Here is a 13,627-nt window from a genome sequence, read left to right on the forward strand (position 1 = left end):
CCTTCTTAGTCTTTTGGAAACCCTGCAAGCATGCTCAGTTACCGCCACAGCTTCCACGCCGGCAACCACGCCGACGTACTGAAACACACCGTTCAAAGCCTGATCATTGAATCCCTGAAAGAGAAAGAGAAGCCGTTTCTCTACCTCGACACCCATGCAGGCGCGGGCCGCTACAAGCTGAGCGGCGAGCACGCCGAGCGCACCGGTGAATACCTGGAAGGGATCGCCCGCATCTGGCAGCAGGACGACCTGCCCGCCGAGCTTGAGCCGTATATCAGCTCGGTTAAAGCCTTCAACCAAAGCGGCCAGCTGCGCTACTACCCAGGCTCCCCGCTGATTGCGCGCCACCTGCTGCGCGAACAGGACAGCCTGCAGCTTACCGAACTGCACCCGTCGGACTTCCCGCTGCTGCGCTCCGAATTCCAGAAAGACAATCGCGCCCGCGTCGAGCGCGCCGACGGCTACACCCAGCTGAAGTCAAAGCTGCCGCCGGTTTCCCGTCGCGGCCTGATCCTTATCGACCCGCCGTACGAAATTAAAACCGACTACCAGGACGTGGTGAAAGGCATCAGCGAAGGCTACAAACGCTTCGCCACCGGCACCTACGCGCTGTGGTATCCGGTTGTGCTGCGCCAGCAGATCAAACGCATGCTCCGCGATCTGGAAGAAACCGGCATCCGCCGCATTCTGCAAATCGAACTGGCGGTGCGCCCTGACAGCGACCAGCGCGGCATGACGGCTTCCGGCATGATCGTCATCAACCCGCCGTGGAAGCTCGAACAGCAGATGGCAAACGTGCTGCCGTGGCTGCACAAAACGCTGGTGCCTACCGGCAACGGTTCGACCACGCTGAGCTGGGTTGTGCCGGAGTAGCCCACCACTCAATAATTCACGTTGCAGATAGGCGGTGAGGGAGTGCAGCCAACGCCCCTGCAGGGTGAAGTATGACGTGGCTATCGCAGCCATCGGTGGAACCTTTAACTCGTCGCGTTACAATCGCGGATATTTTTTCGACTCAATAGGGAAACATCATGACCAAACATTATGACTACCTCGCCATTGGCGGCGGCAGCGGCGGTATTGCCTCCATTAACCGTGCGGCGATGTATGGGAAGAAATGCGCACTCGTTGAGGCGAAAGATTTAGGCGGCACCTGCGTAAACGTGGGCTGCGTCCCGAAAAAGGTGATGTGGCACGCGGCGCAAATCGCCGAGGCTATCCACAACTACGGCCCGGACTACGGTTTTGACACCACGGTGAACAACTTCGACTGGGACAAACTGATCGCCAGCCGCACCGCCTACATCGACCGTATCCACACCTCCTACGACAACGTGCTGGGCAAAAACAACGTTGACGTGATTCGCGGCTTCGCCAAATTTGTCGATGCGCATACCGTGGAAGTTAACGGTGAAACTATCACCGCCGACCATATCCTGATCGCCACCGGCGGCCGCCCAAGCCACCCGAACATTCCGGGCGTGGAATACGGTATTGATTCCGACGGCTTCTTCGCCCTGCCCGCGCTGCCAAAACGCGTTGCGGTAGTGGGCGCGGGCTATATCGCCGTGGAAATCGCTGGCGTGGTTAACGCGCTGGGTTCGCAAACGCATCTGTTCGTGCGCCAGCACGCGCCGCTGCGCAGCTTCGATCCGCTGATCGTTGAAACCCTGCTGGAAGTGATCAACACCGAAGGCCCAACGCTTCACACCCAGGCGGTGCCAAAAGCGGTAGAGAAAAACGCCGACGGCAGCCTGACGCTGCACCTGGAAGACGGCCGCTCCGAAACCGTGGACTGCCTGATCTGGGCCATTGGCCGCGAACCGGCCACCGACAACTTCAACCTGGCGGTTACCGGCGTAAAAACCAACGCCCGTGGCTACATTGAAGTCGATAAATTCCAGAACACCAGCGTGCCGGGCATCTACGCGGTAGGCGATAACACGGGCGCGGTTGAGCTGACCCCTGTTGCCGTCGCGGCCGGTCGTCGCCTCTCCGAACGCCTGTTTAACAACAAGCCGGACGAGCATCTGGACTACAGCAACGTGCCAACCGTGGTGTTCAGCCACCCGCCAATCGGCACCGTGGGCCTGACCGAACCGCAGGCGCGCGAGCAGTACGGCGACGACAACGTGAAGGTCTATAAATCCTCCTTCACCGCCATGTACACCGCCGTTACCTCTCATCGCCAGCCGTGCCGCATGAAGCTGGTCTGCGCGGGCGCGGACGAAAAAATCGTCGGCATCCACGGCATCGGCTACGGCATGGACGAAATGCTGCAGGGCTTTGCGGTAGCGCTGAAAATGGGTGCCACCAAGAAAGATTTCGATAACACCGTGGCGATTCACCCGACCGGTGCGGAAGAGTTTGTGACCATGCGTTAATGATGTCGATGTTGTGTCGGGTGGCGCTAGCGCCACCCGATATTGATGCAAATATTTAGAACGTATATTTCAAACCGGCGTTAATCATATAGTTACTGTGTTCTATCCCGCTGGCGCTGGCGGAAGACTCGGATACGCCTTCACCATAGTCATACGACGACATATTACCTTTTTTATTCATCATGCGGTTCCACGTCCCTTCGACGAATACTTTCGCATTGTCCGTGACGTAATATCCTGCCGAACCGGTCAGGGAATAATAATCCTGATTTCTTACCTTATCTTTAAAGGTGGTCGTTCTGGAATAGTGTTCGTCATTATCAGAGGCATGCACCCAGCCGCTGTATTTTAATGACCCGGCCAGCTCGAACTTCTCGTAGCGATATAGCCCCGTCAGGCCGATATAGGGAATTTTAAATTTCTGGCTGTAGTCAATAGCCCGCTCGCCGTCAGCAACATTTCCGATATCCGTGCCTTCATCATAATTATAGCTTCCGCCCCTGCTGCTCCAGCTGTAGGAGGTTTGCTTATAGCCCGCAACCAGGCCAAGACGGTACTGCTCTTCTTTTAATACCCAGCCCGTCATGCTGATATCGAATTCATTACCGTAATTTAATGTCGTGTCGGGGTGCGTTGAACGATCCGTCCAGCCGTTTTTATCCGCCTTCATCCAGTCGAAGTCATCCATATGACCCCCTTTACCGGCAAGCGTTGTCCAGCCGCTAAAACCCAGCGTGGCGCGCGGAGCTACGTCCCAGTTAAGCCCTCCTTTAATAATCGCGGCATTGCTGTATTTCCAGTTGAGCTGGCTAACCTTGCGTCCCCCTTCAGACGGGGCGTAAACGCGCTCTTTGGCCTCGCCGCTGAGCATCCCCAGAGACAGGTCGGCACTCACCTTGCCGTCCGTAAACAGGCTGTTGAAACTGTCGTTTGCAAAACCTGCCAGCGGTGCGGCTAATAAAACGGTTAATACACTTATTCTAATCATTATTCTTCCTTAAATAATTATGCGTAGGTCGAGCGGGAGATAAATCTTATCTTTTATTTCTGCAATGCGCGTTCATTTTCAGCATTACTTATTTACGCGACAAAGGGAATATAAGTTTTATAAACGAAAGCGCAACGAGATGATAATCAACCCTCGTTATGATTCAGTTGTTATATGAATTATTGAGAGATATTCACCATAAAAATAAGACCCGCATAAACGGGCCTTATTTTTCGCTAATCGATTAAATCAAAACGCCACGGAAGCCTGCACAAACCAGGTTCTTGGCTCACCCACGTATTTACCGGAGTTATTATCCGTAGAACGGGTGTAATAGCGCTGGTCGAAGAGGTTTTTAATCCCCGCGCCCACCTTCAGATTTGACCAGCTCGGGCCAAAGTCATATTCGGCGCGGCCGTTCCAGACCATGTACCCCGCGATATCGCCATACTGTCCGTCGGCGCTTTCCTGGGTGATATAGCCCATGCCGGAATCCGCAGAGCCGGGCGAACGCTGGCCGGACTGGGCAAAGCTGTCCAGGTTCCACACCCAGCTACCGGTGGCGTAGCGGGTGCCGACGGTGAACACCTGGCGCGAATAGAACGGCAGATCTTTTCCGGAGAACGCGCCGCTGGAGCTGGTCGCCTTGGTGTAGGTATAGGTGGTGTAAACGCTCGCCCCGTCCAGCACCGGCGCGACTTCGCCCAGATCGTAGCTTAACGCCAGCTCGATGCCCTTATGCTCGGTCGCGCCGAGCGTGGTCCAGCCGATGGTGTTGTTGATGTACTGCAGCTGGTTGTCGAAGTCGATGTAGAACGCCGTCAGCTCGGCCTTCAGCGCCGTGTCGTCGTAGCGCGTGCCCACCTCATAGGTGTGCGCTTTTTCCGGCTGCAGGCCGGGCGCAGGCTGCCCGTGGTTGCCGCCGCGCGTGAGCTGGAAATATTGCAGGCTGCCAAACGAGGTGTTGGCGTTGGCGAACAGCTTCCATTCACTCGATAAATGGTACATCACGTTAAGGGACGGCAGCGGCTCGCTGTACTGCTTCTCGCGCGAAATATCCGCAAAGGCGTCATCGACGTGGGTGCGGATGCTTTCATAGCGCAGGCCCGGCGTGATCGTCCAGTCGCCGACGTTGACCGCATCGTCGATGTAGGCCGCGTGCGCTTCGGTGCCGCCGGAGGTGTGCTGGTAGTAGTTCGCGCGGGAATCCGGCGCGGAGGTTTGCGTCGTCGGGTCGTACCAGCCGGAGCGATAGCCCTTCTCGTCCGCCGTTTCGTTCAGGTAGCGATAGCCCACCGTCACCTCGTGCGCGGTGTCCCAAAGGTGGAAAAGCTGCGAATACGTCGGTTCGATGGCGTAGGTGGTGTAGTGACGCGGCGCGGCGGCAAAGCGGCGTTTGCCTTCGTTGGCCCCTTCGCCGTCGGATTCAATGTCGCTGCTGCGGAAGCTCTTGGTGAAGTAGGTCAGCAGCTCGAACTGGCTGGTCTCTTCCTGGTGGCGATACTTGAAGGACATATCCTGACGGCGGCCTTCAAACTGGTCCCACGGGCGCACGGACTGGAACGGGTTGTCGGCGTATTCGGCCTTCGTCAGGCCGCCCGGCATGCCCGCCTGCGCGGTGTAGTAATGGAAGTTCGCCAGCAGCTGGTCTTTCGCGGTGAAGTCATACTTCGTTTTCAGCATGAAATCGTCGATGTCGGTGTTGTCGTTATTTTCGCGATAGCCCTGGCCGTGCAGGCCGGAATAAAGCAGCTCCGCGCCGAAGCCGTTATCGGACGTGCCGCCCACCGAGGCGCTGGTCAGGGTTTTCAGCCCGCCGTGCGCCGCCCCTTCCGTCTGGGTGCTCACCGCGCCGCCAAAATCTTGCGGGATATCTTTGGTGACGAAGTTGATCACGCCGCCGACGTTTTGCGGCCCGTAGCGCACCGCCGCGCCGCCGCGAACCACGTCGATAGACTGAATGTTGCCCATCGACAGCGGGGCCATCGAAAGCTGCGGCTGGCCGTAAGGCGCAACGGCAAGCGGCACGCCGTCCTGCATAATCGTTGAGCGCGGCGACAGGCGGGAGGTAAGGCCGCGCACGCCGACGTTAAGGGAAATATCGCTCCCGCCGGTACCGTTGTTTTCCTGCGCCTGCACGCCCGGAATGCCGCGCAGCGCTTCGGCGACGGTTTCCGCCCCGCGCTCTTTCACCTGCTCAGAGGTGACGATGGTGCGCGCGCCGGGGTGATCCAAAAGAATCGTGTCGTTATCGGTGGTATCAAGCCAGTTGCCGACCACGGTAACGGTTTCAGGACGATCTTCTGAGGGGGTTTTCGTGTCGGTTCCGGCGGCGTAGCACGGGAGGGCCATCGCAACCGCGGTCGCCACGACGGAAAAACGGTAATACCTTGCCATAAAACGATTTTCCATTTTAAAAGAGGGGATTTTCCACAATTGTGGAGATATTAATGATAATTGTAATGAGAATTGTTTTTATTATAATGATTGCGCAGCGAAACCGTAAATACCTATTTCTATAGGCCTTTTGTATAAATTGCGTTCAATCGCCAACGCCTCATCCGCAACGTCAGGAAAATCACCATGGCTGTAAAAGCGTTATCGACCGTCTTACTGGCGTGGACTGCCAGCGTGCTGTTTTCTTTCGCGCAGGCCGCGCCCGTCACGCTGACCGATATTGCGGGCAGGCAGGTGGTACTCGAAAAGCCCGCAGAACGCATTATTCTGGCCGACGCCCGCGCGTTGCAGGCATTCGAAATCGTCCACCCTAAAGAGCCGTTTAAAGGGGTTATCGCCTGGGACGACACGCTGAAAACCAAAGCGCCGGACCTGTTTGCCGTCTATAAAAAACGCTTCCCGGAACTGAGCGAGCTGCCGATGCTGGAAAACGCCTATCTGAGCGACTTCAGCGTCGAGCGGGCCGTGCAGCTTAAACCGGATCTGATCGTTTTTGATTTTGGCGTGCTGGGCAAGCTGAAGGAGAGCAGCGTGCTCGCGCAGCTTGAGAAGGTCGGCATCCCGGTGATGTTTATCGATTTCCGACTGCGCCCGCTGGCGAACACCGTGCCGAGCCTCCGCATTCTTGGCAAGGCGCTCGGCGGCGAAGCGCAGGCCGAGGCCTATATCCGCTTCTATCAGCAGCGCCTCGACACCATTATGCAGCGCGTTGCCACCCTAAAACCCGAGCAAAAACCAGCCGTCTTTATTGAGCGCCACGCCGGGATGACCGGCGAAGAGTGCTGCTTCACCTACGGCAAAGGCAGCTTCGGCGAGTTTATTGAGGCGGCGGGCGGCAAGAACGTCGGCAGCGCCCTGTTTGCGGGCAAAAGCGGTACCATCAACCTGGAGCAGCTGATCGCCAGCAACCCGCAGGCGTACCTGATGACGGGAGCCGACTGGAGCAGCAACTTTAAGCAGAGCATTGGCGTGCCGCTGGGCTACGGCGCGGATAAGGCGCTGGCGGAAAAACGCCTCGCGGCGCTGATGGCGCGCAACGGCGTGAACGTGCTGGAAGCGATAAAAAACCGCCGCGTGATGGTCGTGTACCACCAGTATTACGACAGCCCGCTGAACATCTTCGCCGTCGAGTCCATCGCCAAATTCCTGCACCCGGCGCTGTTCAACGATTTGGACCCGCAGGCGGATATCGAACAGGCGCACCGGCAGTTCCTTTCCCAGCCGTATACCGGGCTGTTTTGGCTGGCGGCGAAGTAATTTATCCCCTCACCCTCTCCCCAGGAGAGGGGACTGTACGGTTTTCTCCCTCTCCTGGGGGAGAGGGCCGGGGTGAGGGCGTTCTAACCCGACACAACTTCAACGCATCGCGTTATAAATTTCCCGGTGAATCTCCACCTCGGTTTTATCGACCGGCTCCCCCGCCCGGCCCTGCGCCTTCGCCTCGTCGAAGCGTTTTTGCGCCGCCGCCTGGCGCAGCATCGCCCTTTCCAACTCTTCCTGCTGGCGCTTCACGGTGGTCGGCGAGCTGCAAAACGTCTTCAGGAACTGCCTGCGCAGGGGCGTCAGGCTTTGCCCGTCTTTCATCGCCTGGCTGATGGTGTTGACCATGCGGCGGCACGGGCGTAGCTCGTCCATCTGCGTGCGGTACTGGAGCAGCGTGGTCAGCGCGTCGCGGTAGTCGGCGCTCAGCGCGGATTCGGCAAAAGACGCTTTCCAGTTCATCCCGCCCTGCATAAACAGCCGGATCACCCGCGAATCGCCGCGTTCGATGGCCGAGCGCAGGCTGTTTTCGTCCCAGGTGATACCCATATTGGCCAGCATATCGCGCGGGCTGTCTTTGTCGAGAGAACGCTCGTCGGCCATTACGCCGGTCGGCGTTTTCGGCGCGGAAACCGTCTGCGCGGGGCGAGCCATATCGCCGACGACAAACAGCCCGAAAATAACCATCGCCAGAACCGCGACCCCGACCGCAGCCCACAGCGCCACGGAGGCCGTTTGGGCCGCGTCGTGCTTTTTGCCGCTGGCGCGCAGGTTCGGGCGCTCGATGGTGTCCCTGATTTCATCCGCGTCCCCGCCCTGCGCCGCAAATTTTTTCTGCGCCAGGGCGACGTATTCCTCGAGCTGCATCTCGTCGCCCGCAAGCAGCGCCGCAGGGTTCACTTTGCTACGCCCTTCGTCGAACGCGCGCTGCACCGGCGCGCTGCTTTCACGGTAATAGTTATCCAGCAGGGCGATTTGCACGGTGCTAAGCGGGCGCTTGTGCATCAGCTCATTGCGGATCTGACGGACGTCATCAAGGAAGGTTTGCAGGGTTTTGCGCTGGTCGATAAGCAGGCTGAGCTGGGGAGCATTCTGGTAGATCGGCGCGTAGTGCCGCGCAAACTCTTTCTTATCCACCACCAGCAGCGCAAGTTCGCTAAAACGCAGGCCGCTCAGAATATCCCCGCGATCGGCATTTTTCAGCCAGCGTCGCACCTGTTCGCCGCCAAACTGGGATTTGAGCTGATTCACCAGCTGCGGCTGGCTGCTCCAGGCGCTGTTAATCAGCCCGCGCAGCATCATCTCCAGCGCGCGAATCTGCCGCTTCGCGGTCTGCTGCTGCGCCTCGCCGTCGCTGGATAAATCGGTGGAGTAGCCCAGCAGCGGCTGCTTGCTGCGCACGAGTTCGAGATAGCGAATAAAGCGCAGCGCGGCGATAAGCTGGTTATCGCTCACCTCCTGCCCGCTTTCATACTGCGGCACGAGCTGCTGGAAGTGGCGCAGCGCCAGGGTGAACTGCGAGATTTCCGCATCGTTCAGGTTCAGCCGCCGCGCCACCGCGGCCCAGCTGCCCATGCTCTGCCGGGCCTGTTCAAGCTGTTGATAGAACCACTGCGGGTCTTTGCCGTCGGCGGCACGAATTTTCAGTAGCGGTAGGATTTGTAGCGAGGCCTGACGGACAATATTCAGGCAAGTCTCAAACTTATCCCGTACAGCCAGTGCAGTACTGGTCATGATTATCCTTTAAAGGTAAGAGGCGCGAGCGCCTGACGCGGTTTGCCCCGCGCCGTCCATCAGCGATGGTCGTTTTTATGATTGTTAGCTTTCGGGTACAGATGCGCCCGGTGCCGAGTGTAGCGCACCGGCACCGGAGCAATGCTCAAAAAAGAGGGGGAAAATTAAGCGTTTTCCAACACTTCGCTCAGCACTTCACCCAGCCTGCGCAGCGCGGCTTCCATGTTGGCGTCGAGCGGCAAAGCGTAGTTCAGGCGCAGGCAGTTGCGGTACTTTCCGGAGGCGGAAAGCAGCGAGCCGACGGCGATATGAATGTGCTGCTCCCGCAGCGCGCAGCAGATCGGCACGATATCGATATTTTCCGGCAGCTCGACCCACATCATAAATCCGCCCTGCGGACGGCTAACGCAGATGCCGCACGGGAAATACTGGCGCACCCGGCAGGTAAAAATATCGAGGTTTTTCTGGTATTGCTGGCGCATCCGCCGCAGGTGACGATGGTAGTTACCGTTGCGGATAAACTCCGCCACCGCCAGCTGCGAAAAGGAGTTGGTGCTGCCGGTGACGATGTATTTCATGTGCAGCGCGCGGTCAAGATAGCGGCCCGGCACCATCCAGCCCACGCGCAGCCCCGGCGCGAGAGTTTTCGAAAACGAGCTGCAAAGCAGCACGCGGCCGTCGACATCCAGCGACTTAATCGTCATCGGGCGCGGGTATTCGTACGCCAGCTCGCCGTACACGTCGTCTTCAATAATGGCGATATCAAACCGTTGGGCAAGGTTAAGCACCGCACGTTTGCGCGCTTCCGGCATGATAAACCCGAGCGGGTTGTTGCAGTTGGGCACCAGAATCACCGCTTTGATCGGCCACTGCTCCAGCGCCAGCTCGAGCGCCTCTACGCTTATCCCCGTCACCGAATCCGTTGGGATTTCAACCACCTTGATGCCCAGGGCGCGCAGCATCTGCATCGTGCCGTGGAACGACGGCGACTCCACCGCCACGATGTCCCCGGCCTGGCAAACGGCGCGGATGCCGATCGACAGCGCCTCGTGGCAGCCGTTGGTGATCAGAATGTCGTCGGCGGTCACCACGCAGCCGCTGTCCAGCATCTGGCGGGAAATCTGCTCGCGCAGCGTTCGCATGCCGTGAATGCTGTCATAGCCAAGCAGGTCGGGATTCTGGTACTGCGCCATGCGGCTCACCTCGCGCCACAGGGGCTTGATGGTGGGCTGCGTCACGTCCGGCGAGCCGTTACCGAAAGCGACAATATCGCAGTCGTCGCGCGCCACAAGCTGCTCCAGCACCGCGTCCCACTGCGTCACTTCGACGGGGCGCTGCACCGGGCGGGTCAGCGGCGGCACCGGCGGCTGCGCCTTGCGATGGCTGACGAAATAGCCTGAACGCGGCTGCGGGGAAATAAGCTGCCGATCTTCGAGAATATGATAGGCCTGCTGGACGGTGCTGATACTGACGCCGTGCTCGCTGCTCAGGCTGCGTACCGACGGCAGCCGTTCGCCGCTGCGGTACAGGCCCTGCTCGATGCGTTCCGCCAGCAAAGTGGCGAGATGTTGGTAGCGCGTCATGCTGTATCCTCACGGTTAACCATACAGAACCCAAAACCAGTACAGAGCGATGGCAAAAGCACCATTCAGTTCATGTTTTAGCGCCTCTGTATGTTAAATAAAAGTAATTTTTGTCTCTATAGGCAAACTGTATGGCGGCGCATGATAAACCTCGAATCCACAACGGGAGCAGGATCATGGGCTTTGAAGAAAATCGTCCCCACAAACCTTTTTACGGCTTTGTGATGATTTACCGCTATTTCCGCCAGCGCTGGCTCCAGCGCCAGACGGCCCACACGTTACGGGCGCTGAGTAAGGAACAATTACGCGATATTGGACTGACACCGGATGATCTACCACGCTGGAAATAACCCGCCATAACGGTGCCAGATATTGGCACCGTTATTAATAACTGCTATCAAGGGATTACCCCCATAGCCGAGTTGCCGTCATGTTCCCACTCATCACCCCACGCCTTACCCTTACGCAAATCACCGAGCGGGAATGGCCGTTCTTCCTGCGCCTGCAGCTCGACCCGCAGGTTATGCAGTATGTGACGATGGACCGCACGGAAGCCGAGATCCGCCAGACCTATAACGATCGCCTGGTGCCGTGGGACAAGCGCAGCCGCCACTGGCTGTGCCTTGCAATGCGCGATAAACAAACCGGCGCTCTCATCGGCGTTACCGGCTTTGAGCGCAACGAAGAAGACCAGGCGGAAGTCGGCTATATGCTCGACCCGGCCTATTACGGCCAGGGCTACGGCACCGAGTCGCTGCACGCGATTTGCCGCTTTGCCTTCAAAGAGTGCGCCATCCGCAGGCTGACCGCCACGGTCACCGTCGGGAATATCGGCTCAAGAAAAGTGCTGGAAAAAACGGGGTTCCAGCTTGAAGGCACGCTGCGGGAAAACTACCTGATTAGCGGCGTCTGGCACGACGACTGGATCTTTGGGCTGCTCCGCCGCGAGTTCAACGCCCGCGGGTAAATATGACGCTTTCCTGACCTTATGCCAGGCTTAAAGGGTCTACCCCGAAGCTGAAGCTTAAGGAGAATCCATGAAGAAAGTTCTGGTGATAGCTGGACTGAGCGCCATATTGAGCCTGCCCGTAATGGCAGACGACCAGGGCGGTTTCAAAACCGACGCCGCGCCGCCGCCGCCCCACGCCATGGATAAAGGCTATCGCGGCATGGAAGATGCCAAAAGTATGACCGTGGTGCAGGCGAAAGCCATGCACGACGGGGCAAGCATTTCGCTCACCGGTAACATCATTAAGAAAACCGGCGATGACAGATACCAGTTCAGGGATAAAACCGGCACCCTGGACGTGGCAATCCCGCTCGCTATTTTCGACGGACGTAAATTAAGCCCCGACGAGCTGGTCGCCATTAACGGCACGCTGGATAAAAAGCAGAAGCCGTTCGTGATGAACGTCGATCATTTCCAGAAGCAGTAGGTAATAGACTGCGGCGGGTAGGCCACGCTTACCCGCCTTATAAAAGGGTGTGCAAATCAATAAATGTTAGCACCATTAAATTATAAATTAACCCTCCATTAATTAACTTAATTCTTAATAATTTCCGCTTGCGCGCGCGCAGATTTTATTATCAGATCGTCGAAATTAACCTGCCCACCCATAAACTTAACGCAAAGGATGCGAAAGGATGCGATGAAAAATTTTCTTAACTCCAGGGAAACTAAAAATATTCTTAACCAATGGGCTAACCGCCCCGACCACTATAAAATCATTCATGCTGTATCAGAAAATAACACCGCCTCGCGGCTTTACAATACCCGGGCAGAAGTTCTTTTTAGAGAATGGGACGTTATTTCTGCTTCTCTGATCAACTGTGAATATACACAAGCGCAGCGCAGCGGAAAAAAAACCGATAAACCCTCCCATCCATGGAAAATTTATACCGGCCTGGCTTTTGAAATAGGCTTTGAGCTGGATGTCAAACCGCAAAACATTCTCGGCACGCACTGCCACGACGTATGGTTCCCTAACCACGCTGGCCGCGTTGGCGATCGACCAACGGGAAAACTGGAGAACCGCATGGCCCTTGCAGACGCCATTCTATCCGGTAAAGGGATGGCAGACGGGGAGATCCTCTGGCCCGAAAAACAAAAAAATAGCTATAACTATTTGCTTACGCCGGCAGAGGTGCTGAATAAAACCATACACGAACACTATAACGAAATATTAATTATGGGGAGGCCGGACATTCGCGCCTATGCTGATTTCCCGGCAACCATGCCTGTAAAAGTAAAAAACATTATCGTTTCTTTTGTAGAAAACAAATTAAACGGCAGGGCCCGCGACGGGAATCAGAGGGATATCTACCGGATGGTGGATAAATTAAAACAGTTGAATCCCAACGTGCCGGTCGTTGAAATTTAAATAATGTAACGCTGCGCTTACCCACCCTACAACCCAGCCGTTTAGATTGGATAAGCGAAGCGCCATCCAACAATGGATTAAAGGAACATCCCGCCGGAAACCTCGATGCGCTGCGCGTTCGCCCAGGCCATCTCATCGCTCAACAACGCCGCAATCGCATTGCCGATATCATCCGGCTGCCCCACGCGGCCAAGCGCGGTTTGCGCCGCGATATGCCCGCTGACCTGCGGATTGTCGCGCACCACGCCGCCGCCGAAATCGGTCGCAATCGCGCCCGGCGCAATAATGTTCACTGAAATCCCGCGCGCGCCCAGCTCTTTGGCCTGATAGCGCGTCAGCACCTCCATCGCCCCTTTCATGGTGGCATAGGCGGCTTTACCCGGCAGCGCGAAGCGGGTCAGCCCGGTTGACACGTTAAGAATGCGGCCACCGTTTTTAATCAGCGGCAGAAGATGCTGCGTCAGGAAAAATGGCCCCTTCAGGTGGATGTTCATTAATTCATCAAACTGCGCTTCCGTCGTTTTTTCGTACGGCATATCCAGGCCGATACCGGCATTGTTCAATAAATAATCAAACGAGTCGCGCTGCCAGACGTGCTTCAGCTGCTGCTTCACCTCTGTCGCAAAATCTGCAAATCCCGCACTTTTACCGACGTTCAGCTGAATAGCCACGGCTTTCACGCCTTTTAGCTCAATTTCGTTTACCACCTGCTGCGCTTCCGCCTGCCTGCTGTTATAGGTCAGAATAATATTCACGCCTTTCTCAGCGAGCTTCAGCGCTGCGTTTTTACCTAATCCGCGGCTTCCGCCGGTCACTAAAGCAATGGTTTGACTCATGATA

At 57.1% G+C, this 13,627-nt stretch carries 12 protein-coding genes; 7 read left to right on the forward strand and 5 right to left on the reverse strand.

Going from position 1 to position 13,627, the window contains the following annotated elements; all coding sequences use genetic code 11:
• Window positions 1–30: 30 nt before the first annotated feature.
• On the forward strand, window positions 31–873 hold the full coding sequence (locus ACSPHG_RS22670) for a 23S rRNA (adenine(2030)-N(6))-methyltransferase RlmJ (RefSeq protein ID WP_435955724.1): 843 nt from the start codon (window positions 31–33) through the stop codon (window positions 871–873).
• A 158-nt stretch (window positions 874–1,031) separates the two neighbouring features.
• Window positions 1,032–2,384, forward strand: a complete 1,353-nt coding sequence (gene gorA / locus ACSPHG_RS22675; RefSeq protein WP_435955725.1) for a glutathione-disulfide reductase — start codon at window positions 1,032–1,034, stop codon at window positions 2,382–2,384.
• 55 nt (window positions 2,385–2,439) lie between these two features.
• On the opposite strand, the gene ACSPHG_RS22680 is transcribed toward gorA, so the two are convergent.
• Both ACSPHG_RS22680 and ACSPHG_RS22685 read right to left on the reverse strand, forming a co-directional pair.
• Window positions 2,440–3,369 carry an omptin family outer membrane protease gene (locus ACSPHG_RS22680; protein ID WP_435956077.1) on the reverse strand — a complete coding sequence of 310 codons (930 nt, stop codon included), beginning with the start codon at window positions 3,367–3,369 and terminating at the stop codon, window positions 2,440–2,442.
• A gap of 252 nt (window positions 3,370–3,621) precedes the next feature.
• Window positions 3,622–5,769, reverse strand: coding sequence for a TonB-dependent receptor family protein (locus ACSPHG_RS22685; protein ID WP_435955726.1), 2,148 nt, complete (start codon window positions 5,767–5,769; stop codon window positions 3,622–3,624).
• Between the two features lie 186 nt (window positions 5,770–5,955).
• Here ACSPHG_RS22685 and ACSPHG_RS22690 point away from each other — a divergent pair, with 186 nt between their 5' ends.
• Window positions 5,956–7,086: an ABC transporter substrate-binding protein gene (locus tag ACSPHG_RS22690; protein WP_435955727.1), complete on the forward strand. Its 1,131-nt coding sequence runs from the start codon at window positions 5,956–5,958 to the stop codon at window positions 7,084–7,086.
• Window positions 7,087–7,185: 99 nt separating this feature from the next.
• On the opposite strand, the gene ACSPHG_RS22695 is transcribed toward ACSPHG_RS22690, so the two are convergent.
• Together ACSPHG_RS22695 and ACSPHG_RS22700 are read right to left on the reverse strand one after the other, a co-directional pair.
• Window positions 7,186–8,823, reverse strand: coding sequence for an STY4199 family HEPN domain-containing protein (locus ACSPHG_RS22695; RefSeq protein ID WP_435955728.1), 1,638 nt, complete (start codon window positions 8,821–8,823; stop codon window positions 7,186–7,188).
• A gap of 164 nt (window positions 8,824–8,987) precedes the next feature.
• Complete coding sequence (locus ACSPHG_RS22700) at window positions 8,988–10,406, reverse strand: aminotransferase-like domain-containing protein (protein WP_435955729.1); 1,419 nt, start codon at window positions 10,404–10,406, stop codon at window positions 8,988–8,990.
• A gap of 176 nt (window positions 10,407–10,582) precedes the next feature.
• Here ACSPHG_RS22700 and ACSPHG_RS22705 point away from each other — a divergent pair, with 176 nt between their 5' ends.
• The 4 genes from ACSPHG_RS22705 to ACSPHG_RS22720 all read left to right on the forward strand — a co-directional run bounded on the left by ACSPHG_RS22705 (window position 10,583) and on the right by ACSPHG_RS22720 (window position 12,787).
• Window positions 10,583–10,756 carry a DUF1127 domain-containing protein gene (locus tag ACSPHG_RS22705; protein ID WP_435955730.1) on the forward strand — a complete coding sequence of 58 codons (174 nt, stop codon included), beginning with the start codon at window positions 10,583–10,585 and terminating at the stop codon, window positions 10,754–10,756.
• Window positions 10,757–10,836: 80 nt separating this feature from the next.
• A complete protein-coding gene (locus tag ACSPHG_RS22710; RefSeq protein WP_435955731.1) occupies window positions 10,837–11,373 on the forward strand; it encodes a GNAT family N-acetyltransferase in 537 nt (178 codons plus the stop codon).
• Between the two features lie 70 nt (window positions 11,374–11,443).
• Window positions 11,444–11,842 (forward strand): YdeI family stress tolerance OB fold protein, encoded by a 399-nt coding sequence (locus tag ACSPHG_RS22715; RefSeq protein ID WP_435955732.1) that lies wholly within the window; start codon window positions 11,444–11,446, stop codon window positions 11,840–11,842.
• 213 nt (window positions 11,843–12,055) lie between these two features.
• Window positions 12,056–12,787, forward strand: a complete 732-nt coding sequence (locus ACSPHG_RS22720) for a hypothetical protein (RefSeq protein WP_435955733.1) — start codon at window positions 12,056–12,058, stop codon at window positions 12,785–12,787.
• Window positions 12,788–12,864: 77 nt separating this feature from the next.
• Here the strand turns inward: ACSPHG_RS22720 and ACSPHG_RS22725 are convergent, their stop codons facing one another.
• Window positions 12,865–13,623 (reverse strand): SDR family NAD(P)-dependent oxidoreductase, encoded by a 759-nt coding sequence (locus tag ACSPHG_RS22725; protein ID WP_435955734.1) that lies wholly within the window; start codon window positions 13,621–13,623, stop codon window positions 12,865–12,867.
• Between the last annotated feature and the right edge of the window lie 4 nt (window positions 13,624–13,627).

It is taken from the genome of Dryocola baronae (genome assembly GCF_051297175.1).
GTDB lineage: Bacteria > Pseudomonadota > Gammaproteobacteria > Enterobacterales > Enterobacteriaceae > Dryocola.